The sequence below is a fragment of the Micromonospora sp. R311 genome, assembly GCF_056780015.1.
Genome location: NZ_JBSWCE010000014.1, coordinates 98,434 through 121,864, shown reverse-complemented (window position 1 = coordinate 121,864; position 23,431 = coordinate 98,434). Strand labels below are relative to the sequence as shown.

The window sequence follows — 23,431 nt, the reverse complement described above, 5'->3', positions numbered from 1 at the left end:
GGATCCCCCGGTCGGTGCGGGCGACCGTCAGCCGGCGCAGCGGCATGATCAGTTGGTTGCCCGCGGTGAGGGTGGGCCGGACCGGGTGGGCGGTTCGTCGGTCGGTTCCACCGTGGGTTCGGCCGTCGGCCCGCTGGTCCCGACGGGGGTTCCCGACGTCGTGGCGGGCGGCGCACCGGGACCGGTGGTGCTCGGCGGTGCGGAGCGCGTGGGCGTGGGTTCGGAGGCTCGGGCACCGGGCGTGGCGCCGTCCGGATCAGGCGCCGCGGGCCGGTTCTCGCCCGGGGTATCCGCCGGGTCCCCGTCGACGGTGTCCGGCTGCGACCGGCCGACGGAGGGCGATGGCACATCGGCGGGACCAGGCGCCCAACCGGTGCCGTCAGCGAGCACCACGGCGGCTGCCGCGGTGGCCAGGAACACGAGGACGGCAGCGGCGATCGCCCGCCGCCGGCCCCGGCCGGGCCGGCCCGCGGCCGCATGTGCCGCCTGAGCTGCCGGAGCGGTGGCGCGCGGTGCGGCCGGAGCGGTGGTAAGCGGTGCGGCCGGAGCCACCGTCACGGGCGCGACGGCCGTGGGCGCACCGGACGATCCGGCGACGGCGTCCGCGGTGGCGGCCAGGGCGGCGGCGTCCGCGGTGGCGGCCAGGGCGGCGGCGGTGGGGAACCGGTGATCAGGATCCTTGGCCATCGCGGTGGCGACCAGGTCGCGGGCGGCCGCGGGGACATCGTCGGGCAGCGGGGGTGGTTCCTCGTCGAGGCGGCGCAGCGCCACGGCGACGGGATTGTCACCGGGGTACGGCGGACGGCCGGCAAGGCAGTGGTACGCCACGGCACCCAGCGCGTAGACGTCCACGGCTGACGTGACTCCCGTTCGGGACAGCTGCTCCGGCGCCATGTAGAGGGCCGTGCCCACCACCTGGTTCGCCGCCGTCAACTCGGTCGCCTCCGAGGAGAGCGCGATACCGAAGTCGACGAGGACGACGTGCCCGTCCGGTTCGATGATCAGATTGCCGGGCTTCACGTCCCGATGCACCAGGCCGACATCGTGCGCGGCCTGCAGCGCGCGGGCGGTCTGCGCCACGATCGACATCGTCTCGGTGGTGCTCAGCCGACCGGTCTCCGCGATCCGCGCCGACAAGGGCTGACCCTGCACGTGGGCCATCACGATGTAGGCGAGACCGGACGGGCCCGGTTCGGACACTTCGCCGTAGTCGTAGACCTCCGCGACACCGGGATGCCGCAACGCCGCCATGGCCCGCGCCTCCCGCCGGAAACGCTCGCCGGCGCTCGGCTCCACCATGAACCGGGTGTACAGCACCTTGACGGCCACGGTCCGGTTCAGCGTCTCGTCGACAGCGCGCCACACCTCGCCCATGCCGCCGGCGGCGATCCGGTCGGTCAGGCGGTAACGGTCGCCGATGAGGTCCCCCACGTCCGGCATCCGTTCCCCGTACCCCGGACGCGCGTTTCCTACGCCCGTCGGCCGTCGACCGACCAACCGCCGACCTCAGAGGTGGGCGACGACCTGGCGGACCGGGTGGCCGAGCAGGTCCGCCACCACCCGCTGCTCAGCCGGCGTGAACTCGACGTGGGCACGGGCGGGGTTGAGCACGGCGATCTCGAAGCGCGCGAACCCGCACGGCCAGTGGTAGCCCAGGGTGTCGAGGCCGACCACGGCGCCACAGCAGGGAACGACGGTGTCCAGGCTGTCGAAGGCGCCCTCCGCCTCCTCGAGGAGGTCGCCGTACCAGTCGAGCGGCACATCGCCGCCGCAGCGGGGGCACGCGATCCGTTCCAGGTTCTCGCCCGCGTCGATCGCGATGATCCGGTCGTGGAACTCCACCGACACCTCCAGCATGCCGTCGGGATCGGCGAAGGCGCGCCGGACGAAGGCCGCCGCGTCGGCTGCCGCCGCGGTGTCCGGCTGCCAGCGCGGGTCGGTCGGAATCAGCGAGACGATGAAGTCACTCACGCGGGCATTCTGTCCCCCGCGGGCCGGTGTCCGTGGCCGCCCGGCGTCGCAGCCGACGCCCCGGCTACTGAATGCCGTTGGTGTACGTCAGCGGGACGTCGACCGTGGCGTCCCGGCCGACCGTGACCCGCCGCTCCGGGGTGAACCGGTAACCCTCGACCGGCTCCCCCCGCACGAGGTACGTGTCGGCCGCCACCGGCACGCTGGCCCGACCGTCCGGGCCGGAGCGGCCCCTCGCCACGAAGTCCCTGCTGGTGGAGCGGATCTCGAAGCCGGTGCCGGGTCGGGGTTTCGGGTCGCAGCGCGGGTCGGGGGTGGCCGGGATGTGCGGACACTGCTCGCCGAGTTGAGTGGTGATCCGCACCTCGCCCTGGCCGGCCCGGCCGGGCACCGCGGCGGTGGTCGCGCTGCCGCCCGGGGCGGTGGTCGTCGCGCCGGCGCCAGGGGCGGAGGTCGTCGCGCCGGCGCCAGGGGTGGTCGTCCCGGTCGGGGTGGCGTCACCCGGCGCGTCACATCCCGCCACCAGCAGGACGGCGGCGACGGCTGCGATGACGCCCGGACGGATCGCCATACCTCGACTCTACGGCCTCGATTGGTGCGGACAGCGCGAGTGCCTGGGCCGTGTCGTCGACAAATGCGCCTGGTCGACAGGCTGGTGGCCCGGTTGTCCCAAGTCGTCGCGCCGCGCCTTCTGTGGATCGGACGCGAATCGGGTCGGCAGCCAAACCGGCGGTGTTCCAGCCGGGGGACGCCGGTCAGCCGGGCACCGACGACGACCGGGCGATGGCGGCCAGTTGGGCTCGGGAGGTGATCCCCAGCTTGGGAAACGCCTTGTAGAGGTGGTAGCCGACGGTCCGTGGGCTGAGGAAGAGCTGGGCGGCGATGTCGCGATTGGAGGCGCCCTCGGCCGCCAGCCGGACGACCTGGCGTTCCTGGGGAGTGAGCACGCTGAGCGGGTCGCCGGCCGTGCGCGGCGCGGCCGGCACGTCCCCGGTCGCGCGCAACTCGACCCGGGCCCGCTCGGCCCACAGCTCCGACCCGAGGCTGTCGAAGGTCGCCAGCGCACGGCGCAGCTGGGTCCGGGCGTCCGCCCGCCGCCGCGCCCGCCGCAGCCACTCGCCGTATGCGAGCTGCGTCCTCGCCTGCTCGTACGGCTGGTCGCTCTGCTCGTGCAGGTGTACCGCGTGCACGTAGTGCGCCTCGTCCTCCTCAACGAGGGCGCGGCAGCGCAGGGCGATCGCATCCGACGACGGCTGACGGACGTGCCGTGCCCAGTCCAGGTAGCGGGCGAGCGGCTCCCTCGCCCGCTCCGGCCGGCCGTCGCGGATGGCCGCCTCGACCTGGTCCGCCGCGGAGTGGACGCCGATGTCCACCAGCGGGATGGCCGCCAGCTGCCGCAGCGCCGCGTCCGGCCGGCCCAGCCCGAGTTCCAGCAGGCCCAGCGCCCACCGCCCGATGGCGGCCGCCGGCGCCAGTCCCTGGCGGTCGGCTCTCGCCACGCCCTGTTCCGCCTTCGCCCGACATTCGTCCGTCTCCCCCTGGTGCGCGTGCACCCAGGCGAGCGAGCAGGTGAGGTGACTGACCCGGTGTTCGTGACCCAGCTCGGTGGCCAGCCGCAGCCCCGCGTTCAACGTCGCCCGGGCCTCGCCGTACCGGCCGAGCCACCCCTGTGCGAGCCCCTGCTCCTGCAGCGCGAAGGCGAGCCAGCCGATCATCCCGCTCTCCTGGCAGTCCGCAACGACGGATCCACTGATCTCCTCGCCGAGGTCGGCCCGGCCCAGTGGGAGACAGAGAGCGGCGGCGAAAGTCCGTCCCGGCACCCCCAACCGCACGTGGGCAGATCCGGTCACCGCCTCGCCCATCAGGGGGATCCCACCGGCGCTGTCACCGGCCGACAAGCGGGCCAACCCGAGGGCCCCGCTGACCAGCGGCGAGCCGATCGCCGGTAGCGCGCGCAGGCTGGCGGCGGCCTGCTCCGCCAGCCCCGGGTCACCGGCGTACCAGGCGCAGCGGATGGCCTCCACCAGCAGCCAGGTGGCCTGCTCGGCGGAGCGGGCGGCGACCCGGGGGACGTTGTCCATGATGATCCGGCCCGCGGCGAGCGGTGTGCCCAGCTCGAACTCGCGATGGGCGCGTACCTGGGTCAGCGCGGTGACCATGTCGGGGTCGTCCACCTCGGGCGTGGCGCTGTCGGCGAGCGCGGCGGCCCGACCCATCAGGCCGGCGTCACTGGCTGCCAGTGCGGCGGCGGCCAGCCGTCCGGATCGGCGTACCGGATCGGCGGTGAGCTCGGCGGCCCGCTCGTAGGCCGCCGCGATCGCGGCGTGACCGCCGCGGTTCCGGGCCCGTTCCGCCGTCCCCTCCAACTCCCGGGCGACGTCCTCGTCCGGACCGAGCGTCGCGGCCGCCAGGTGCCACGTCCGCCGGTCGGCCGCGGACGCGGCCGCCGAGCGGGCGAGGGCGTCGGCAAGGGCGCGATGCACGGCGAGGCGTTGGCTGACCGGCGCGCTCTGGTAGGCAGCCGCCCTGATCAGAGGATGGCGGAAGGCGACCGTCGTTCCCCTGATCTCGATCAACCGGCGCCGCTCGGCCGCCTCCAGACCGGGCAGGGCGGCACCTGCGGCGACCAGCGTCTCCAGCTCGCCGGAGCCGTCCGCCGCCGCGATCAGCAACGCGGCCTGCGCGGGCTCGGGAAGCGCGGCTATCTGTGCGTGGAACGCCTCCTGGACCCGATCCGCGACGGGCATGGCGCCCACCGGTGACAGTCGGCCCGCCCGCTGTTCGGCGCTGAGCGCGGCGGGCAGTTCGAGCAGCGCCAGGGGGTTGCCGTCCGCCTCCTCGATGAGCCGCTGCCGTACCTGCGGTGGCAGGTCGGCGGGAAGCAGGGCGGCGGCGGCCGTACCGTCCAGTCCGCCCAGGTGGAGCTCGGGCAGCCCGACGGCCTGGAAACCGGCCCGGGCAGCGAAGATCATGACGACGCCCTCCGCGTCAAGCCGGCGGGCGGCGAACACCAGCGCGTCGATGGACGCCTGGTCGAACCACTGTGCGTCGTCGATGAGGCAGAGCAGGGCGTCGTCCTCCGCCAGATCGGCGAGGAGGCTCAACGTCGCCAGCCCCACCAGGAACCTGCTCACCGGGGCGATTTCACCCAGTCCCAGGGCGCCGCTGAGTGCGGCGGCCTGCGCGTCGGGTAGTGCGGCGATCCGGTCGACCTCGGGCCGCAGCAGCAGGTGGAGCGCGGCGAAGGGCAACGTGGTCTCGGACTCGATACCGACGCCCCGCAGCACCCGCATGCCCGCGGCCCGCCCGGCGGCATGGTCCAACAGCGCCGACTTGCCGATCCCCGCCGGGCCCCGGATGACCAGGGCGCCGCTCCGACCGGCCCGAGCCTCCCCCAGGAGCCGTTCGATGGCGGCCTGTTCCCCCGCTCGTCCCTGCAACACGGTCAGCAACCTACCGTCACGACGACTGATTCGACCGGGCCCGGACCCTCGTAGCTTCGTGATCACAGGCACGTCGGCACCACGAAGGGATCTCCAAGATGACCACCGTCGCCAGCACCGTCCAGACCGCCACCGACGCCCGGCTGCTCCGCTTCGCCCTCAAGCAGGACGCGATGGGCTCGGGCGCCAACGGAGTCGTCTACGTCGTCGTCGCGGCGATCTTCGGCGGGCTGTTCGGCCTTCCCGCCGCGTTCCTCTACCCGGTCGGTGTGTTCCTGGTCGCCTTCGCGGCCGGGCTCCTCCTCCTCGCGTCGCGGCCCACGGTGAGCAGGGCCGCTGTGGCCGTCGTGATGGCGGTCAACGTCGCCTGGGTGGCCGCGAGCGTGGAGCTTCTCATCGCCGGCTGGTTCCCGCTGACCGGCCTCGGCACCGCCCTGGTGATCGCCCAGGCGCTCGTGGTCGCCGGCTTCACCGGCCTGCAGTTCGCCGGTCTGCGCAAGACTTCGGGAAACCCGTGATCTCCGGTGTGGCGGTGCCGGCGGGGACCGCAAGTATCCCGGGCGCGTACTGACGGAGCGCGGTGCGCCGCGGGCCGCCCCACCGGGGCGGGCCCGCGGCAGCACGCCGGGGTCAGGACGCGTCGGGGTTCGCCGGTGCCGGCTCCACGGCGACGGCCAGAGCCCGGATTTCCGGGGCTATCGTGGCGCTGGCGGGTTCACGGCGCAGCTCGCGGAGCAGCCCGGCAACCATGCCGACCATCACGAACAGGAACGGCAGGGCGGCGAGGATGGTCAGCGACTGCAGGGCGGACAGCCCGCCGGCGAGCAGCAGCACCGCGGCCACCAGGCCGGTCAGCACCCCCCACATGGCGACCAGCCAGCTCCTCGGCTCGATGTCGCCGCGGGAGGAGAGCGTGCCCATCACCACCGAGGCGGCGTCGGCTCCGCTGACGAAGAAGAGCGCCACCAGCACCATCACCAGGATCGCGGTGACGGTGAAGAGCGGGAACTCCCGCAGCACCGCGAAGAGCGCCGCCTCCGGGCTCGCCGACACGGCCGCCGACAGGTCGGTGCCGCCGAGTTGCAGGTCGATGGCGGTGCCGCCGAACACCGAGAACCAGACGAAGCTGACCAGGCTCGGGATGGCCACCACACCGAGGACGAACTGGCGAATGGTGCGGCCCCTGGAGATCCGGGCGATGAAGGCGCCGACGAACGGGGTCCAGGAGATCCACCAGGCCCAGTAGAAGATGGTCCAGCCCGCCATCCACTGCTCACCGCCGAAGGCGCCGGTGCGGAAGCTCATCGGGATGAGGTCGTAGAGGTAGCCGCCCGTCGACGCGGTGAGCGTGTTGAGGATGAAGACCGTCGGGCCCACCACGAGCAGGAAGAACAGCAGCGCCACCGCGAGCACCATGTTGGTGTTCGACAGGAACTGGATACCGCGCTTGACACCGGTGACGGCGGACACCACGAACGCCGCGGTGAGCACCGCGATGATGCCGATCGCCAGCGGAGTGGACTTCGGCACGTCCCACAGGTTCGTCAGACCGCTGTTGATCTGAAGGGCGCCCAGACCGAGGGAGACCGCCGAGCCGAACAGCGTCGCGAGGATCGCGAAGATGTCGATGGCCTTGCCGGGGCCGCCCTCGGCGCGCTTCCCGATGAGCGGGAAGAAGGCGCTGCTGATCAGGCCGCGCCGGCCCTTCCGGAAGGTGAAGTAGGCCAGCGCCAGACCGACCACGGCGTAGATCGCCCACGGATGCAGCGCCCAGTGGAAGAACGAATACTCCATGGCCTCCCGGGCGGCCTGCTGGGAGTTCGGTTCGTTGATGCCGCGCGGTGGGGTACCCAGGTGGGACAGCGGCTCGGCGGCGCCCCAGAACATCAGGCCGATGCCCATGCCGGCGCTGAACATCATCGCCACCCAGGAGACGGTGGAGAACTCCGGCTGCTCGTCGTCGCGGCCGAGCTTGATCCGGCCGTACCGGCTCAGCGCCAGCCAGATCGACAGCACCACGAAGCCGGCGCTGGTGAGGACGAAGATCCAGCCGAAGGCGCTGACCACCCAGTCGAGCGCCGTGCCGGTGACCGACGCCAGGTTGTCGGTCGCCGCGACGCCCCACAGGACGAAGAGCACCGACACCGCGGCGGCCACGCCCAGCACGGTCCGGTCGATGTCCCGCCTCCCGCGGTCCGGCCCGACAGGCGCGTCGCCCGGCAGATTGCTGTCCTCAGGTGCCGCAGGTGTGGCAGACACGGTCATGGTCTGTGACCCTCCGTGGTTCGCGGGACGCGGGCGACATCTGCGGGCGCGACGCGCCCGTTGCCCACATCCCTGGTTGGTCCCGACCGACCGAAGCGCTCGGGAACTCGGAAAGCTGTCGCGGATGCGCAAACGTGAGGACTGCTGGGGCGCGATCCTCCGATGCCGGCGACTGGTGCGCGACCACTCTCGAAGTCAATCTTGGAGGTGGCCCTGCGGTTTCATGACGGTTGCGTGACAAGGCCGACCCACGACTGACACAGACGGGTCAGACGGCCTTCCCTGGCCGATGTGGGGATGGAGGGCGAACCGGGCCGGGGAAGGCCGCCTCTCGCGGCGGCGACCAGTTGGTGTGACGAACCGGGCACCGCGCGGGGCAGCCGGTCGAGCCCCGCCTGCCTAGGGTCGAGGCCATGCGGAATGTTGTCGAGGCGCGGGCATGGCTGGGCCAGCACGACGCCAGGCCGATCGCCCGCCCCGCCGGCACGGACGGCGTCGACCACACGCCGATGGTCCGGACCAACCGGGCTCCGTCGGCCGGTGAGCGGAGCGGATCATGAGAATCGCGGTGGTGGGGGCCGGCGGCATCGGCGGCTACTTCGGCGCACGCCTGGCGGCGGCCGGTCACGACGTCGGCTTCCTGGCCCGGGGCCCGCACCTGGCGGCGATGCGTCGGGACGGCCTCCGGGTGCACAGCGTCGTGGGGGACGTCGTGGTGCCCGACGTGCGTGCCTCCGACGACCCGGGTGCCCTCGGTGAGAGCGAGTTCGTCCTCCTCGCCGTGAAGACGTGGCAGCTCGACGCTGTCGTCGACACACTCGGTCCGCTCGTCGGCCCGAGCACGGCGATCGTGACCACCCAGAACGGGGTCGAGACCCCGGAGCGGGTCGCCGAGGCGTTCGGCCGTGCGGCGGTGCTGCCGGGGACCGCGAAGATCTTCGCGCACGTCGAGGCGCCGGGACAGGTGCGGCATGTCGGCGGGCCGGGTCTGTTGACGTACGGCGAGTGGGACAACCGGGTGACCCCGAGGGTCGAACGGCTGCGCCGCGCGCTCGACGAGGCGGGCGTGGCGAGCACCGTGCCGGCGGACATCTGGCTGGAGCTGTGGTCGAAGTTCCTGTTCGTGGCGCCGTTCGGAGGCCTCGGCGCGGCGACGGACGCCCCGATCGGCGTCCTGCGTTCGCGGCCCGGCACCCGGAAGCTGCTCACCACCCTGATGCGGGAGATCCGTGACGTGGCGCTGGCCCGCGGGATCCGCCTGCCCGAGGACATCCTGGAGACCACGCTGGCGTTCGTCGACCAGCAGCCGGAAAGCGGCCGTTCGTCGCTGCAGCGCGACATCCTGGCGGGCCGCCCGTCCGAGCTTGAGGCGTGGACCGGGGCGGTGGTCCGGCTGGGCGCCGCCACGGGGACGCCGACGCCGGCACACGACATCGTCTACGAGCTGCTGGCCGCACGGGTGGCGCAGCCGGGCGATCGTCCCGGCTGATGCCGGTTGACACGGCGGTGCCGGCGTCCCTGGTGGTGCCGCCCTGACGCTGGCCGGCGGTCAGGACGGGTGTGGCAGGAAGCCGACCGTCGTCTGCCCGAACCACTCCGGATCGTCGAGCCAGGGATAGTGCCCGCCGCCGGGCTGTACGGCCAACTCGGCCTGCGGAAACAGGCCGGCGTACTCGGCGGCGCGCTTCGGGGGCAGCGAGACGTCGTACTCGCCGGCGACGAGCAGGACCCGCGCCTGAAGGCGGCCGAGGGCGGATCTGACGGCCTCCGGGTCGACGGCGCCGGCTGAGTAGTAGGCGGCCGCCGCGTCCGCGTTCCGCTGGGTCGCCTCCCCGGCGACGTGGGCCTGGCTGGCCGCGTCCCACCGGCCCCAGAGGAACGGGGCGATCGCCGCCCAGTCAGCGGCCGTGGCGTGGCCCGACCAGATCCGCTCGAACGCGGCGAAGGCGGCCGGGAACCAGGGCTCCCCGCGGCGCAGTTCGGCGACCTGTCGGCGATCCTGGTCGCTGACCTCCAGGCCGACCGCCCGTGGGCTGGGACAGATCAGCGCGAGGCGGCCGACCCGGTCGGGGTGCCGGGCCGCGTACAGCAGGGCGAGGGCGGCACCCGCGGAGTGTGCGACCAGGTCGAGCCGGTCCAGTCCGAGGTGGACGCGCAGTGCCTCGACGTCCGCGACCTGCCGGTCGCACCGGTAGGTCGCCGGGTCCGCCGGGACGGCGGATTCCCCGGTTCCGCGCAGGTCCAGCCGGACCAGCGAGCGATGTGCGGACAGCCCACCCAGATCACCGAGGTAGGCCGCGGCCTGCATGGGCCCGCCGGGAAGGCAGATCAGCGGGTGGCCCGCCCCGCTGCGCTGGTAGGCGAGCCGCGTGCCGTCAGGGCTGTCGAAGGTGGCCATCCGGAGACCCTATGCGCCGGGATCGGCTCCCGAGCGTCCCAGCCTGCCGGTTGCCCGACAGCGCGGTTGAAAGTACCGCGCCGGCACGGGATGCTGAATGCATCCATGTACGCCTATATAGGAGGGTCGGATGCGCCGCCTGCCGATCGTCGCCCTCGTCCTGGCCACCCTGCTGCTCGGCGGGCAGCCCGCCGCCCACGCCGCCACCGCGCCCGCCCCCGACGCCGCGGCGGCGCTGGCGCAGATCGGCACCCCCGGCACCGCCTGGGGCGTCGACCCGGCCACCGGCCGGGCGACCGTCACCGTCGACGACACCGTCACCGGCGCGGACCTCGCGGCGGTGCGCGCGACGGCCGCCCGGGCCGGCGCCGCGCTGCGACACCAGCCCGGCCAACTGCGCATCCTGATCGCCGGCGGGCAGGCCATCTACGGCAGCGGCGGCGGTCGCTGCTCGCTCGGCGCGAACGTGCGCAGCGGCAGCACCTACTACTTCGTCACCGCCGGGCACTGCACGACGGCCGCCGCGACCTGGTACGCCGACAGCGCGCACAGCACCACCATCGGCTCCCGCACCGCCAGCAGCTTCCCGACCAACGACTACGGCCTGGTCCGCTACACCGGCCGGATCGCCCACCCCAGCGCGGTCTACACCCATCCCGGCCTGCTCACCATCCACGGCGCCGGTACCGCGTACGTCGGTCAGGCGGTGTGCCGCAGTGGCGCCACCACCGGCGTGCGGTGTGGCTCGGTGACCGCGCTCAACCAGACCGTCAACTACGCCCAGGGCAGCGTGTCCGGGCTGATCCGCACCAACATCTGCGCCGAGCCCGGCGACAGCGGCGGGCCGCTGTACGTGGCCGCCACCGGCACGATCATCGGCATCCTCTCGGGCGGCAGCGGGAACTGCACCACCGGCGGCACCACCTACTACCAGCCGATCACCGAGGTCCTCGCCGCCTACGGCCTGACCATTCCCTGAGCCCGCCGGGCGGCGCCGGCGCCGCCCGGCAGGCGCTTCCCCGGCGTGACACCCCGTAGTACGGTGACCGGCGGTGCGCCGGGAAGCCTGGTCGGCAGTCGTGACACGTCGTCGACCGGAGGCGCCCGCATGGCCACACCTGCCGTCCGCACCGAACACCTGACCAAGCGCTACGGGCCACTGCTCGCCCTCGACGGGCTGGACCTCACCGTGCCCGCCGGCGAGGTGTTCGGGTTCCTCGGCCCCAACGGCGCCGGGAAGTCCACCACGATCCGGCTGCTGCTCGGCCTGGCACGGCCGACCGCCGGCCGCGCCTGGATCTACGACACCGACGCGGGCGACGTCGCCGCCCACCGCCGGCTGGCGTACGTGCCCGCCGACGTCGCGCTGTGGCCGCAGCTCACCGGTGCGGAGACCCTCGAACTCCTCGCCGCCACCGGTCCCGGTGTCGACCACGGCTACCGTGACGAACTGGTCGACCGGTTCGGCCTCGACCTGTCCAAACCGGGCCGGGCGTACTCCACTGGCAACCGGCAGAAGGTCGCCCTGGTCGCCGCGTTCGCCACCCGGGCGCCGCTGCTCGTCCTCGACGAGCCGACCAGCGGCCTCGACCCGCTGATGGAGCGGGAGTTCCGCCGGGCCATCGCCCACGCCCGCGACCGTGGGCAGACCGTCTTCCTCTGCTCCCACCAGCTCGCCGAGGTCGAGGCGGTCTGCGACCGGGTGGCGATCCTGCGCGCCGGCCGGCTGGTCGACGTCGCCAGCATCCCCGAGCTGCGCCGGCTGCACCGCACCGAGGTGACCGCCCGCTTCACCGGCCCCGCCCCCGACGTGCGCGGCCTGGCCGGAGTCGACGTCCTCGCCCAGGACTCCGACCTGCTGCGACTCACCCTGACCGGGCCGCCCGCACCGGCCCTGCGCGCCCTCGCGGCTGCCGAGGTGACCGCGCTCACGGTCCGGGAGCCGAGCCTGGAGGAGATCTTCCTCGACTACTACGGCGAGCCGGACCGGTGACCGCCACCGCGCACCCCGGGACGGCCCGTACCACGGCCGGCCGCGCCGCCGCCCGACTCGCCGTACGGCAGATCCACCGGGCGGCGCTCGTGGTGCTGGCCGTGACGGTCGGCATGTCCACGTTGGTCGCCGCCACCTACGCCAGCACGGTCGGCGACGGGCTCGACGCCGGTGCGCTCGCCGCACTGGCCCGCAACCCCGCGATCCGCACCCTGTTCGGCGAGCCGGTCGCCCTCGACACCGCCGGCGGTTTCACGGTCTGGCGGACCGGCACGGTGCTCGCCGTCCTGCTGTCGGTGTGGGGCCTGCTCGCCACCACCCGGGTGACCCGCGGCGAGGAGGAGGCCGGCCGCTGGGACCTCCTGCTCGCCGGCCGACTGACCCCGTCCGCCCTGCTCACCCGGCATCTCGCGGCGCTGGCCGCCGCCATGGCCGTGGCCGGGGTCGCGCTCGCCGCGGCGTTGACCGCCGTCGGCACGCCGGCCGGCGGGGCGGTCCTGCACGCCGCCGGCCTGGCGCTGGTCGGCATGTACGCCGTCGCGGCCGCCGCCCTCGCCGCGCAGGTCTTCCCCAGCCGCGCCGGGGCCACCGGGGGCACGCTGGCATTCCTGGGCGTTGCCCTGCTGGCCCGGATGGTCGGCGACGGCGTCACCGCCCTCGGCTGGCTGCGCTGGCTGCCCCCGTACGGCCCACTGGCGCTCACCCGCCCCTACCAGGACGACCGGTGGGCACCCCTGGTCGTGGTCGTCGGCACCACCGTCGCGCTGGCCGGCGCCGCCCTGTCCCTCGCGGGACGGCGGGACGTCCGGGACGGGCTGCTCCGCGCCGCGGCCGGTCGGCCGCCCCGCCTGCGGCTGCTCGGCTCGGTCGAGGCCTTCGCGGTCCGGCGGGCACTGCGGCCCCTCGCCGGTTGGGCGGCCGGGATCGGCGCGTACTTCCTGCTGATCGGGCTGCTCGCCGACTCGATGACCGCCTTCCTCGCCGAGAACCCCCGCTTCGCCGACCTGGCCGCGCAGGCCGGGTTCGCCGGTCTCGGCTCGGTCCGCGGCTACGCCGCCACGCTGTTCGCCCTGCTCGCCATCCCGGTCGGCGCCTTCGCGGCGGTGCGGTTCGCCGCGTTCGCCGGCGCGGAGGCCGCCGGACGGCTGACCCTGCTCCAGGCCGGGCCGACCACCCGGACCCGGCTGCTCGCCGCCGAGGTGGTCACCACGACGGCCGGCGTGCTCGCCCTCGTCACGGTCGGGGCGGTGGCGACCTGGCTCGGCGCCGCCATGGTCGGCGCGGACCTGCCGCTGCCCGCGGCGCTCGCCGGGACGTGGAACGTGATACCGGTGGCGCTGCTCGGCCTCGGGGCGGCGGTCCTCGCCCTGGCCCGGGGCACCCGGGCGGTGGCCGCCCTGGGTCTGCTGCCGACGGCCGGCGGGTTCCTGCTCAAGGTGGTCGCGGACAGCGTCGAGGCGCCCGGCTGGGTGGGCCGGCTGTCACCGTACGCCCATCTCCGGGCCGTACCGGACGTCGCGCCGAACTGGCCGGCGGCGGCTGTCATGCTCATCCTGGCCGGCGCGGCCCTGGTGGCTGGCGCCTGGGGCTACCGCCGCCGTGACCTTCGTCCATAGTGTCGTGACCAGGAAGGCCGTGCGTGTGGCCGGGCCCGACGGACGGACCTGGGCCGGGTGTTCTCGAGACCGGTCCCCATACTGAGGCCGTGGCAGGTCGACGGGAACGGCGTCGGCGCCGGTGGGCCTCCGGGAAGCAGCCGGAGATCCGCCGGCCGGCGCTGCGCGGGCCGAAACCGGGACGCCGGACGCGGGGCCCCGGCTTCGACCGGCCGAGCTGGACCGCCGTCCTGGTCGGGGTTGCCCTGGGCGGTGCGCTGCTGGCCATCGGCATCGATGCCTGGCGCGATCATCATGTGCTGCGGGCCCGCGGCGTCGTGACGAGCGGTCAGATCCTGGAGGTCCGCGGCGGGAAGACCACGCACCTGACGGTGCGCTTCACGACGACCACCGGCGAGGAGGTCACGGCCGAGGTCAGTGACCCCTCCACGAGGACCAGGCAGGAGCCCGGCGCGCCGATCAGGCTGCGCTACGACCCGGACGATCCGGCCGGCCGGGTGGCCGACGCCGACGACGACACGGCCGCCGTCACGCGATGGCTCCTCGTGGTCGGCGGTGGGGCGATGCTGACGGCGATCGGCTGGGCGAGGTGGCGACGGCCGCTGCGCCCGGGTCGGTGAGGGCTCGCGCGGGACGCGGTCGCCGGGCAGACCCTCAGCTCAGCGGATGTCGGGCCGGTCGGGGTCCGGGTCATAGACGTCCGGCACCCCGTCGTGGTCGCGGTCGACGGCCTCGGCCTCGCACACCTGCCGGTGGACGCGGCTGCGGGCGCGCAGGACCACCGAGGCGAGCAGCGCCGAGAGCAGAGAACCGGCGAGCACGCCGACCTTCACGTGGTCGTCCCGCTCGCTACCCAGGCCGAAGGCCAACTCGCCGACGAGCAGGGAGACGGTGAAGCCGATGCCACCGAGCAGCGCGAGACCGAACGCGTCGAGCCAGTTGAGGCCCTCCTCGGGGTCGGCGTGGGTGAATCGGGAGACCAGCCAGGTCGCGCCCAGGATGCCGATCGGCTTGCCGACGACCAGCCCGACGACGATGCCGACCGCGACGCGGTCGGTCAGCGCGGTGGTCAGGCCGGTCAGGCCGCCCACCGCTACCCCGGCGGAGAAGAAGGCGAAGATCGGCACCGCCACGCCGGCCGATATCGGCCGGAAACGGTGCTCGAAGTGCTCGGCCAGCCCCGGGCCGGCATCCGGTCCCCCGGCGGCCTCGCTGCGGACGACCGGGACGGTGAAGGCCAGCAGCACGCCCGCCACGGTGGCGTGCACCCCGGACTCGTGCATCAGCACCCAGGTCACGCCGGCCAGCGGCAGCAGCAGCCACCAGGAGCGGACCCGGCGCTGCACCAGCAGGCCGAAGACCGCCAGTGGGACCAGGGCGCCGAACAGGGGCAGGAGCGACAGGTCGGTGGTGTAGAAGACGGCGATGATCACGATGGCGATCAGGTCGTCGACGACTGCGAGGGTGAGCAGAAAGGTCCGCAGCGCCGGCGGCAGGAACCGGCCGACCACGGCGAGCACCGCCAGGGCGAAGGCGATGTCGGTCGCCGTCGGGATCGCCCAGCCCCTGGCGCCTTCGTCGCCGGCGATCAGGTAGTAGAGCACGGCCGGCGCCAGCACTCCGCCGAAGGCCGCCGCCACCGGCACCGCCGCGCGGCGTGGATCCCGCAGGTCACCGGCAACGAACTCGCGCTTGAGTTCCAGTCCGGCGACGAAGAAGAAGATCGCCAGCAGACCGTCGGCCGCCCAGGTGGCCAGGCTGAGGTCGAGGTGCAGGGCGGCCGGGCCGACCCGGAAGTCCCGGACCGCCTCGTAGTGCTCCGTCCAGGGCGAGTTCGACCAGAGCAGGGCCAGCAGCGCCCCGACCAGCAGAAGCGCTCCGCCCACCGTCTCCCGCCGCAGGATCTCGGCGATGCGGCTGGTCTCGGTCCACGAGCGGCGGGCGAACAGGCTGGGACGGCGCCGGGTGGCGTCGGTCACGGAATCTCCTCGTCGGCAGGGGTCGCGTCATCCATCGCCGACCAGACTTCCCGGCACACCGGAACCAACGTTATCCGCCGCTGCGCCGGACGCATCGACGATCCCATGCATCCGCCCGTCGGGAGGGGCCTGCCGTAACGTACCCGACCTTCGGCCGACACGGTGCGCTTACCCGTCGCCACGACGGGTAAGCCATCGCATGGTCTGCGCGTCCGGATCGCCCGTCCCGGGGAGCCCAGGTGGCTGAGCTCTGGTGGGCCGTCGTGGCGATCGTGGCATGGCTGGTGACCGGCCTGGTCACCGCGGCGGTGTTCGTCACCCGCGGCGGCCACCGTCACCTGCTCTGGTACCTCGTCGGCGGACTGCTCGGCCCGCTGTTCATCCCGATCGCCGTCGAGCGAGGTCGGGCCGCCCCACAGCGGATCGACGTCCGCTCCCGCGCACCGGCGCCGACCGGGCCCGGACTGCGCGTGCTGGTCGGGCTGGACGGGTCGCCCGACTCCGACCGGGCGCTGCGCGCCGTCGCCCACGCGCTGACCGGGACCACCAGCGAACTGGTGCTGGTCTCCGTGACCGACCCGGACCTGGTCGACATCGAAGCCCACGAGGAGCACCAGCGCGCCCGGCGGATGTTGAACGAGATTGCGAACACCCTGCCGGACGAGTTGCCCGCCGCGATCACGGAGGTGGTGGCCGGCCACCCGGTCGACGCCATCCTGACCGTCGCCGACGCCCGCGACGTGGACCTGCTGGTGATCGGGCGGCGGGGACACGGGCTCGACGAGAAGCTGCTGGGCAACGTGGCGGAGGACCTGGCGCGCCGCAGCCCGCGCGCCGTCCTGCTGGGCAGCCTGCCCGGACGCTGACCAGGCCTCCCCGGGGCGCACGTGAGCCGAGTCACTCCCGCGTGGCGCCGAAGCGGCACCGGCCTCGGCCGGGACGGGGCCCTGGTCGGGGCCGGCGGCGTTCGTCGGAGCTACCGGAACGCGGCGACGGTTCGCGCCGCCCAGTCGGCGTACGGCCGTGCCGGACGACCGAGGATCCGCCGCACGTCGGGGCTCACGCGCTGCTCCGCCGCGACCGGTGCACCGAGCATGTCAGCGTGGCGTCCACCACCGGCTCGGGCATGAACCGCAGCGTCTGCGTCCGGGCCTCCGCCCGGCTCCGCTCGACGGACCGGACCGGCTCGCCCAACGCGTTCCCGATCGCGGCCACCTGCTGGCGCGGCGAGATCGGCGCCGGCCCGGTCAGCTCGTACGTCCGGCCGTCGAAGCTGACCGTTCGTGACACGGCGGGGGTGTGCGGGGCCGGCAACCCCGCACACCCCCTGTGCGCGCTGTTCGACGTCAGCCCTACGGCAGGGCCGCGATGCCCTTGCGGTAGTTCTCCCCGTTGCCGTCCGGACGGTAGTTGTTCTCGACGTTGCCCGCCGAGTCCACCGAGAACCAGTGCACCCGGGTGCCGGCCGGGACGGTCAGCGTCTCCCCGCCCTCCCGGATGCCGGCGGAGCCGTACAGCGTGGAGCTGTACGTCGGAGCGGCGCTGTCGAGGGTGTAGAAGACCGCGGCCGGTTCGGAGGACTCGAACGTCACGTTCACCATGCCCGGCGTGGAACTCGGCGCGACCTTCAACGTGCTCTCCGGCCGCTGCTTGTCCTTGGCGAAGTCACGGGCCACCCGCATCAACTCGACCAGCCCGTTGGCGAACTCCATCGTCTCCGCGTGCGCCTCCTCCCACTGGGGTTGGAAGGAGGTGCCGACCTCGAAGTTCCAGGCGTAGATGCCGTACTTGTACCAGAGCATGTCCCCGGAGTTGCCCGCCGCCGAGTAGAGCACGTCGGAGATCGGGCCGGTGCGCGCCGGGGTGACCGCCATGTTGCGGTGCCGCTTGATGGCGGTCAGGATCCGCGACGAGGCGCCCCAGAAGGCGGACTCCTCGGCCAGCGTCGGCCGCGGCGCCGAGACCCGGTCCGGCAGCGCGTACGCGCCCGGCGACCACATGAAGTAGTTGCCCGAGGAGTGCAGGTTCATCGAGAACCTGATGTTCGGGCGCGCGGCCAGCCAGTCGAGGTTGCGGTTCTCCGGCTCGGACAGCTCGCTCGGCCCGGAGTAGGTGCCGCTGGTGCAGCTCGACGACGCACCCGAGTAGCCGTCGAAGAGGCTGTACTCGGTGTAGTTGCGGTTGTTGTCCACACCCCACGAGTTGCGGGCCAGGAAGTCGGCGGAGCCGGTCAGCGGGCAGTGGTTGGTCATGTTCTTGCGCTGCGAGTTGAAGTCGTAGAACGAGTAGTGCCCGCCGTCCGGGTTGATCGACGGCGCGATCCAGATGTCGAGGTTGTTCAACAGCTGCTTGGTCTGCCCGTCGTGGGCGTAGTTGCGCAGCAGCCGCTCGGCGGTCTCGACGGTGACCAGCGGCGGCACCCACTCCCGGGCGTGTTCCTGGGCGTAGGCGAGCACGCCGAGCTTCGATCCGTCGCGGTGCTTGCCGATCCGGATCGCGTACACCGGGTGCGGCTCCCGGGAGACGCTGGCCGGGGCGCTCAGCCCGTCGGTGAGCGGGGTGCGCGCGGCCGGCGCGACCACGCCGGTGCCCGGGCTGCCCCGATAGGTGTACGCCCGCAGCAGCGAGCCGGCGCGGGCGTTGAGCGCCGCGACGACCTGGGCGGCGGTGCTGGTCACCGTGCCCGCGCCGTCGGTCCCCAGGGTCACCCGTACCGCGGAGCCGGTGACGGCCACCGACAGCGGCGTGTTCGCCGCGCCCGGGGCGGCGATCTCCACGGAGACGTTGTTACCGCCCTCGTGCCCCCAGGCCAGCGAGTCCACCGCGACCCTGCTGTCGTTGGCGGTGCCGAACACCGCCTGCGCGTGCCGGCGGTAGCCGTTGGTCTTGTACGGCAGCTCGACGATCTCGGCCAGGTCCGGGAACTCCGCGGCCAGCTGGTGGATCCGCCCGTACAGCTCGGTGGGGGTCAGGTAGCTGGTGACGAAGTCCTTCTGGTAGCCGGGACCCTCCGGGCCGTCACCCGGGGTCGGCAGCCACTCCCGCACCGTGGCGATCGCCACGTCACCGGTCGGGCTGGTGATCCGGATGCGGTCGGGGCGGCTGGTCACCGTCGCGGCGCCGCGGTGGTAGAGGTAGACGCCGGCGTCGACGAAGCGGGAGATGGTCTGCGTGCCGCCGGAGCCGAACTCGGTGCCCGGGCCGCTGTCCCGCTCGACGGTCAGCGCGTTCGTGGCCGTCTGTCCCTGCGCCCACTTCGCCTCCACGGACAGGACCTGGTTGGTCCCGGAGGTGTAGTAGTCCGCGCGGATGATCTTCACGTCGGAGACGTCCGGCGCGGTCGGGTCGGCCGCGGCGGTGGCGAACTGCCGGTTCTCGGCGGCGTGCCCGGCGATGGTGGCCTCGCGTTCCGCCACCCGCTCCTTGGCGTCGGTCGGCCGGTGCACCACCTTGCCGAGCCGGAAGCCGGCCGCGGTCAGCGCCGCGCCCTCGCTGGCCGTGATGACCGCGTGCGCGACGACGCCGTCCTGCGTGTGGGCGACGTGGTGGTCGAGGTCGACGCCGGTGGCGACGAGGGCGTCCAGCTGGGCGGTGTCGGCGAGCAGCACCTCGACGACGTTCGCCTCCTCGTCGCCGACCCGGACCAGGTCGACGGAGGGCGGGGCGGCGGCCGGGGCGGTGGCCGAGGCCGGGCTGACCAGCAGCACCACGGCCATCGCCCCGGCCAGCGCGGCGGGCAGGGGAAGGCGGCGTCGCCACCGGGGACCTAGGGGATCACGCATCTGTCGACCCTTCTGTTTCTCGGCACGGGTGACCGAATGAGATGGCCGAGGGGCCCGCCCGGGGTACGCGGCTCCGCCCCGCTGGTCGCGGCCACGCTCGCGGCGTCACGACACAAAGGAAGGTGGTGGTGTCCGATTGCGGCGGACCGGCGCTGCCCGCATCGCCGAGTTGCGGGGCGCCGTCGAACTGGTGAAGGAATGGCTGGTCGGTGGCGGTCGGTGGACTGAGGCAATCCTCAGTGTGAACAAAGTGACCTGTCAATCCCCCGGTAGCCGGGAACGCTCAACCGCACAGCCTGGCCCGGGGGCGCAGGACGCCACTCCCACCGCGAACAGCGACGGGCCGGTAGATCGTGACCCTGCCGGTGAGGCCGCCCATGACGTGCCACCCCACCGCGCGTCCGGTCTCCCGGCGCACCCGTTCGGCGGTAAGCCGGAAGACGAGGGCCGGAGGAAGCCAGTCGCTGGGCCAGTCGACAAGGGAATGCCGGCCGTGGACGAGGCGCCACCCGCCCGCGGCGTCGTGCTCCAGTTGGTAGGCATCGATCATCCAGCCCGACGGCGCCACCGCATCATTCACGCTGATCCGCTCCTTGTCCGACCCGTACGCCACGCTCTGACTCCCTCCACGGCGCAGGAGCCGAACCTCAGGCCCGGCTCCTGCGACCGCTCAACGAACTACCTACGCTGCTTGGCCATCCGGACGTCGGCGGTGATGCCGGCCGGGGAGCTGCCCGGGCCCTGCCGAACGACGACGATCGCCACCGTGGCCTTGAGCCAGGCCAGGGTCCGCTTGACGAGATCACGGACCTTGCCGGTGGCGTACAGGGCGCTGATCACCGTGGCGATCGCCAGCCGGGCGAAGAGATCCTGGCCGTGCTCACCAGGCGTCGCGGTGAGGTAGGCGAGCCAGTACGTGGCCACGGACAGGAAGAGACCGACCGCCGTGGGATTGATGACCGGCCACTTCCTCACGATGATCCTGACCGCGAGGGCGATCGGCACCGCGGCCACGACGGCGACGCTGCTGCCCGGCAGATAGATGCCCGCGATCAGCAGCAGAGGCTGAAGCGCCACCCACTCGGTAAGGCTGTGAGCAGCCGGAACTGCTGGACCTACGACAACCGCCCGGCTATCGTGGTTGCTTGAGAACGACACTTTGGGTACCTCCAGGCGATCCAGAGTGTGGGGTGGCCGATCCCGACTCGCGATCATGAATCGGCCACCACTCGGCGGAGGCCCCCTCTACAAAGAGGGGGCCGACTGCTGTTCGCTGCTTGAACAATTTCCGTTCAACCGAACGGCTCTATTCTTGCCCCGATGTGGACGGTGACGCAAGGCAACAAGAAGCATTTCCGCAGGTCAGCGGCCTATCACCATGCCCTGGCACACCGCCTGACAGTTGCCGAAGTAATGATCAGCATTAGTATTGCTGATACCTTTCACTCATGCTCACCACACCCGTCATCGTCGACGACATTGACAGCCCCGAGCAGTTAATTACGTACGCGACGGTGGGCCAGGTGGCGTTCGCGGCGCAGCTGCAACCTCACCCCATCACGCTGACCGCGCTCGCGGACACCATGAGCATGGCGCCCCAGAATCTGGCGGCGAAGTTCCGCCCGACGCGACCGGACCGGGTGACGCCGAGGGCGCCGACCTTCGACGCGCTCCGGGAACTGGACTCGGCGATGGTCACGCTGGCGTCCGAGGTCAGCGGTGCCGGGGGCCTCGTGGCCTTCGCCAACCGGCTGAACAGGTTGGTCGGACGCAAGTCCTTCGGCGCCTCCGTCGAGCCGTCGTGGACCGACGACCTTCTGGCCCTCCTCGGTGAGCGGCCGGAGCCCGTCGGCGTGCTGATGCAGGCCTCGACGCTGCTGTCCCGGCTGGGTGGAGCGAGGAACCGGGAAGACTCGATCATCGCCGAGCACTCGGAACGACTCGACTGGGTCGTCCGGCGTCTGATCTACATCGGGGTGTCGCCGCCCACCAGGCGCAGCATCGAAGCACTCATCCTGCTCGGGAGCCTCGGCGCCTACGACTTCGACCACCTCAAGGCGCCGCTCGATCAGACCCTCGACGGGCCGATGGGCTTTCGAGCCTGGCGTTCGATCACGTCCATCGTGCTTGCCGCTTCCGATATGAAGTCCGCCAGCGCGACTCAACGTCGCCGCCTTCCCCGGCTGATCGACTGGGTGGGCAAGAGCCTGGGCAGGGCGGACGAACTCCGCAAACAGAGCATCTACCCGGCGCGATCGCTCGACCTCGAACTGGCCGTCGCCATCCCGGACCACTGGGACAAAACAGTCGGCGCCGCAGCCGACAGGTTGTTACGCAGTCGGGCGGAGATGGCGGACGCCACGGTCCGGGAGCGCGCTATGGCCGCACACGGGCTGTGGGAACGCGCGGTGCGCCAGGGCCGGCATCGCCAGGAGCACCAGCACGTGCTCGCCCTCGCCGAACTCTTCGAGCAACAGGCCCGCCAGCGGAACAACCACACCGGTCTGCGGTGGACGGCGAGCACGCTCCGCGCCGTCGTGGAGCGCGAGCAACGGGTGTGCAACGAGTGGCCCGACTTCGACGGACCGTTCCGGGACGTCGTCGAATCCGCGACCTCGAAACTCGACCAGGTCCCGGCGGCGCTTCGAGATGCCACGAAGTTCCTCTTCCGGCAGGCGCTCCTGCAGAATGCCGGAGTCTCCCGGCGGCGAGCGGTCGACACCCTCCGGGTGGGTGGATGGGTCGTTCCCGTCACGGAGGCATTCGGGAAGGTGCTCGAAGAGGCCCAGGAACCGTGGATCCGCACCAGGGCCCTGTTCGCTCTCGGATTCATGCAGGTCCGCGGCGCCTTTGTGCAGACCGTGTTCGCGGAAGCCTGCGAACGGGCATTCAACGCGCTGGACGGCTCCCACGAACGCACCTCGGAGATGCACGCGGTGATTTTCGCTCTGGGCGACTGCTACGGTGCCGCCGAGGCCGCCCCCCAGGACGTCCGGAGAATGCTCCGCGCGGTACAGAACATTGTCGAGGATCTCGTGGAGAAGACGCTGACACAGGACGAGCTCTATCCCGTGGCGCGCGCTCTCGTATACCTCATCGCGGTAACCGCGCCGGTGAATCCGGTCCGGTCCCGGGAGTTGTTGGAGACACTCGCAAACCATTCCGACCGGGAGACCCACCGGTTCAGCGTCTGGGCGATCAACGGACTTTTCCAGGGGTATCCCGATTCCGCGGTTCTGCCCCTGCACGCTATCGACATCGACCCCCGGGATCGGCTAGGCCGGTGACCGCGGTGGATCGACAGGGCGAGGGTCGGTCGCCGGCCGCGTAGCCGACCGCGCGGCCCGGATCCGCCGGCCGGCCGCGACGCACAAAATCGCCACGGTGCCGTTGGCCGCGCGCTCCCGGTCAGGGTAGAAGTCGGTCGCGCGGGGGTCGAGGACCACGAACCGGGCACTGTTCGCCGGTCGAACCGGGCCGCGTGGGCATCGGCGGTGGTCCTGCTGCCAGCCACCCGCGAGTTCCCCGCCTCGTCGTCTGGGTACGCGATGGCCTGTTGTCGTCCTCAGCAGGACGGAACTGAAGGTCCATGCGAGCGACTTTGATGTACGGCGCCGGCGATGTGCGCGTGGAGGAGATCCCCGACCCGACGCTGGAGCAGCCGACCGACGCGATCGTCCGGATCGTGCGCACCTGCGTCTGCGGCAGCGACCTGCACCCGTACCACACCATGCCCGCCTCGGAGCAGGGTAACCAGATGGGTCGACGGCACGGTCCAGCCCGGAAAGGTCTTCGACCGCACCATCAGCCTCGACGAGGTACCCGACGGGTACTGCGCGATGAATCGGCGGGAAGCCCTGAAGGTCCTCGTCCGGCCCTGAGTGACTGCTCTTCGCGCTTAGCGGGGACCGAATCCGCTCCGGAACGCGGGGCGGGCCCGCGAGCGCGCGGGCGAACGGCGCGGTCCTCGGCCGCATGGCCGGC

20 protein-coding genes are annotated in these 23,431 nt (G+C 72.7%); 8 read left to right on the top strand and 12 right to left on the bottom strand.

Annotated features, from left to right (window positions below):
• Positions 1 to 48 precede the first annotated feature (48 nt).
• From AC1WTP_RS14350 to AC1WTP_RS14335, 4 genes are all read right to left on the bottom strand, one after another.
• Positions 49 to 1,440 carry a serine/threonine-protein kinase gene (locus tag AC1WTP_RS14350; RefSeq protein ID WP_481649738.1) on the bottom strand — a complete coding sequence of 464 codons (1,392 nt, stop codon included), beginning with the start codon at positions 1,438 to 1,440 and terminating at the stop codon, positions 49 to 51.
• Between the two features lie 66 nt (positions 1,441 to 1,506).
• A complete protein-coding gene (locus AC1WTP_RS14345) occupies positions 1,507 to 1,971 on the bottom strand; it encodes a hypothetical protein (RefSeq protein ID WP_481649737.1) in 465 nt (154 codons plus the stop codon).
• A gap of 64 nt (positions 1,972 to 2,035) precedes the next feature.
• The gene (locus tag AC1WTP_RS14340; protein ID WP_481649736.1) at positions 2,036 to 2,542 is read right to left on the bottom strand and encodes a hypothetical protein; all 507 of its coding nucleotides are present in this window, start codon (positions 2,540 to 2,542) and stop codon (positions 2,036 to 2,038) included.
• Between the two features lie 184 nt (positions 2,543 to 2,726).
• Complete coding sequence (locus tag AC1WTP_RS14335; RefSeq protein ID WP_481649735.1) at positions 2,727 to 5,414, bottom strand: helix-turn-helix transcriptional regulator; 2,688 nt, start codon at positions 5,412 to 5,414, stop codon at positions 2,727 to 2,729.
• A gap of 98 nt (positions 5,415 to 5,512) precedes the next feature.
• On the opposite strand from AC1WTP_RS14335, the gene AC1WTP_RS14330 reads away from it, so the two are divergent.
• Positions 5,513 to 5,932, top strand: coding sequence for a hypothetical protein (locus AC1WTP_RS14330; RefSeq protein ID WP_481649734.1), 420 nt, complete (start codon positions 5,513 to 5,515; stop codon positions 5,930 to 5,932).
• Between the two features lie 112 nt (positions 5,933 to 6,044).
• Here AC1WTP_RS14330 and AC1WTP_RS14325 read toward each other — a convergent pair whose 3' ends face one another.
• The gene (locus AC1WTP_RS14325) at positions 6,045 to 7,580 is read right to left on the bottom strand and encodes a BCCT family transporter (protein WP_481649784.1); all 1,536 of its coding nucleotides are present in this window, start codon (positions 7,578 to 7,580) and stop codon (positions 6,045 to 6,047) included.
• A 655-nt stretch (positions 7,581 to 8,235) separates the two neighbouring features.
• Between AC1WTP_RS14325 and AC1WTP_RS14320 the strand changes: the two genes are divergently transcribed.
• Positions 8,236 to 9,168 (top strand): 2-dehydropantoate 2-reductase, encoded by a 933-nt coding sequence (locus AC1WTP_RS14320; protein WP_481649733.1) that lies wholly within the window; start codon positions 8,236 to 8,238, stop codon positions 9,166 to 9,168.
• 60 nt (positions 9,169 to 9,228) lie between these two features.
• Here the strand turns inward: AC1WTP_RS14320 and AC1WTP_RS14315 are convergent, their stop codons facing one another.
• Positions 9,229 to 10,077, bottom strand: a complete 849-nt coding sequence (locus AC1WTP_RS14315) for an alpha/beta fold hydrolase (protein WP_481649732.1) — start codon at positions 10,075 to 10,077, stop codon at positions 9,229 to 9,231.
• 130 nt (positions 10,078 to 10,207) lie between these two features.
• Here AC1WTP_RS14315 and AC1WTP_RS14310 point away from each other — a divergent pair, with 130 nt between their 5' ends.
• The 4 genes from AC1WTP_RS14310 (at position 10,208) to AC1WTP_RS14295 (ending at position 14,306) form a co-directional block, all read left to right on the top strand.
• A complete protein-coding gene (locus AC1WTP_RS14310) occupies positions 10,208 to 11,056 on the top strand; it encodes a S1 family peptidase (RefSeq protein ID WP_481649731.1) in 849 nt (282 codons plus the stop codon).
• A 129-nt stretch (positions 11,057 to 11,185) separates the two neighbouring features.
• Positions 11,186 to 12,070: an ABC transporter ATP-binding protein gene (locus AC1WTP_RS14305; RefSeq protein WP_481649730.1), complete on the top strand. Its 885-nt coding sequence runs from the start codon at positions 11,186 to 11,188 to the stop codon at positions 12,068 to 12,070.
• Complete coding sequence (locus tag AC1WTP_RS14300; protein WP_481649729.1) at positions 12,067 to 13,686, top strand: hypothetical protein; 1,620 nt, start codon at positions 12,067 to 12,069, stop codon at positions 13,684 to 13,686. The genes AC1WTP_RS14305 and AC1WTP_RS14300 overlap by 4 nt, the downstream gene beginning before the upstream one ends.
• 89 nt (positions 13,687 to 13,775) lie before the next feature.
• A complete protein-coding gene (locus AC1WTP_RS14295; protein WP_481649728.1) occupies positions 13,776 to 14,306 on the top strand; it encodes a DUF3592 domain-containing protein in 531 nt (176 codons plus the stop codon).
• Between the two features lie 39 nt (positions 14,307 to 14,345).
• Here AC1WTP_RS14295 and nhaA read toward each other — a convergent pair whose 3' ends face one another.
• Positions 14,346 to 15,665, bottom strand: a complete 1,320-nt coding sequence (nhaA, locus tag AC1WTP_RS14290) for a Na+/H+ antiporter NhaA (RefSeq protein WP_481649727.1) — start codon at positions 15,663 to 15,665, stop codon at positions 14,346 to 14,348.
• A 239-nt stretch (positions 15,666 to 15,904) separates the two neighbouring features.
• Here nhaA and AC1WTP_RS14285 point away from each other — a divergent pair, with 239 nt between their 5' ends.
• Positions 15,905 to 16,531, top strand: a complete 627-nt coding sequence (locus AC1WTP_RS14285) for a universal stress protein (RefSeq protein ID WP_481649726.1) — start codon at positions 15,905 to 15,907, stop codon at positions 16,529 to 16,531.
• Between the two features lie 193 nt (positions 16,532 to 16,724).
• Here the strand turns inward: AC1WTP_RS14285 and AC1WTP_RS14280 are convergent, their stop codons facing one another.
• The 4 genes from AC1WTP_RS14280 to AC1WTP_RS14265 all read right to left on the bottom strand — a co-directional run bounded on the left by AC1WTP_RS14280 (position 16,725) and on the right by AC1WTP_RS14265 (position 20,524).
• Positions 16,725 to 16,955, bottom strand: a complete 231-nt coding sequence (locus AC1WTP_RS14280) for a hypothetical protein (RefSeq protein WP_481649725.1) — start codon at positions 16,953 to 16,955, stop codon at positions 16,725 to 16,727.
• A 62-nt stretch (positions 16,956 to 17,017) separates the two neighbouring features.
• A complete protein-coding gene (locus tag AC1WTP_RS14275; protein WP_481649724.1) occupies positions 17,018 to 19,447 on the bottom strand; it encodes a M14 family metallopeptidase in 2,430 nt (809 codons plus the stop codon).
• A gap of 283 nt (positions 19,448 to 19,730) precedes the next feature.
• Entirely contained in the window at positions 19,731 to 20,060 is a 330-nt protein-coding gene (locus AC1WTP_RS14270; protein WP_481649723.1) for a hypothetical protein, read from the bottom strand.
• 65 nt (positions 20,061 to 20,125) lie between these two features.
• Positions 20,126 to 20,524, bottom strand: coding sequence for a hypothetical protein (locus AC1WTP_RS14265; RefSeq protein ID WP_481649722.1), 399 nt, complete (start codon positions 20,522 to 20,524; stop codon positions 20,126 to 20,128).
• Positions 20,525 to 20,895: 371 nt separating this feature from the next.
• Here AC1WTP_RS14265 and AC1WTP_RS14260 point away from each other — a divergent pair, with 371 nt between their 5' ends.
• Complete coding sequence (locus AC1WTP_RS14260) at positions 20,896 to 22,734, top strand: hypothetical protein (RefSeq protein ID WP_481649721.1); 1,839 nt, start codon at positions 20,896 to 20,898, stop codon at positions 22,732 to 22,734.
• Here AC1WTP_RS14260 and AC1WTP_RS14255 read toward each other — a convergent pair.
• Complete coding sequence (locus AC1WTP_RS14255; protein WP_481649783.1) at positions 22,723 to 23,424, bottom strand: MmyB family transcriptional regulator; 702 nt, start codon at positions 23,422 to 23,424, stop codon at positions 22,723 to 22,725. The two genes, AC1WTP_RS14260 and AC1WTP_RS14255, sit on opposite strands and share 12 nt — an antisense overlap.
• Between the last annotated feature and the right edge of the window lie 7 nt (positions 23,425 to 23,431).

Bases quoted from the DNA above. Each gene is read 5' to 3' on its own strand.
- AC1WTP_RS14350 (WP_481649738.1), bottom strand. From the start codon at position 1,440: ATGCCGGACGTGGGGGACCTCATCGGCGACCGTTACCGCCTGACCGAC.
- AC1WTP_RS14340 (WP_481649736.1), bottom strand. From the start codon at position 2,542: ATGGCGATCCGTCCGGGCGTCATCGCAGCCGTCGCCGCCGTCCTGCTG.
- AC1WTP_RS14330 (WP_481649734.1), top strand. From the start codon at position 5,513: ATGACCACCGTCGCCAGCACCGTCCAGACCGCCACCGACGCCCGGCTG.
- AC1WTP_RS14320 (WP_481649733.1), top strand. From the start codon at position 8,236: ATGAGAATCGCGGTGGTGGGGGCCGGCGGCATCGGCGGCTACTTCGGC.
- AC1WTP_RS14315 (WP_481649732.1), bottom strand. From the start codon at position 10,077: ATGGCCACCTTCGACAGCCCTGACGGCACGCGGCTCGCCTACCAGCGC.
- AC1WTP_RS14310 (WP_481649731.1), top strand. From the start codon at position 10,208: ATGCGCCGCCTGCCGATCGTCGCCCTCGTCCTGGCCACCCTGCTGCTC.
- AC1WTP_RS14305 (WP_481649730.1), top strand. From the start codon at position 11,186: ATGGCCACACCTGCCGTCCGCACCGAACACCTGACCAAGCGCTACGGG.
- AC1WTP_RS14275 (WP_481649724.1), bottom strand. From the start codon at position 19,447: ATGCGTGATCCCCTAGGTCCCCGGTGGCGACGCCGCCTTCCCCTGCCC.
- AC1WTP_RS14260 (WP_481649721.1), top strand. From the start codon at position 20,896: ATGCTCACCACACCCGTCATCGTCGACGACATTGACAGCCCCGAGCAG.
- AC1WTP_RS14255 (WP_481649783.1), bottom strand. From the start codon at position 23,424: ATGCGGCCGAGGACCGCGCCGTTCGCCCGCGCGCTCGCGGGCCCGCCC.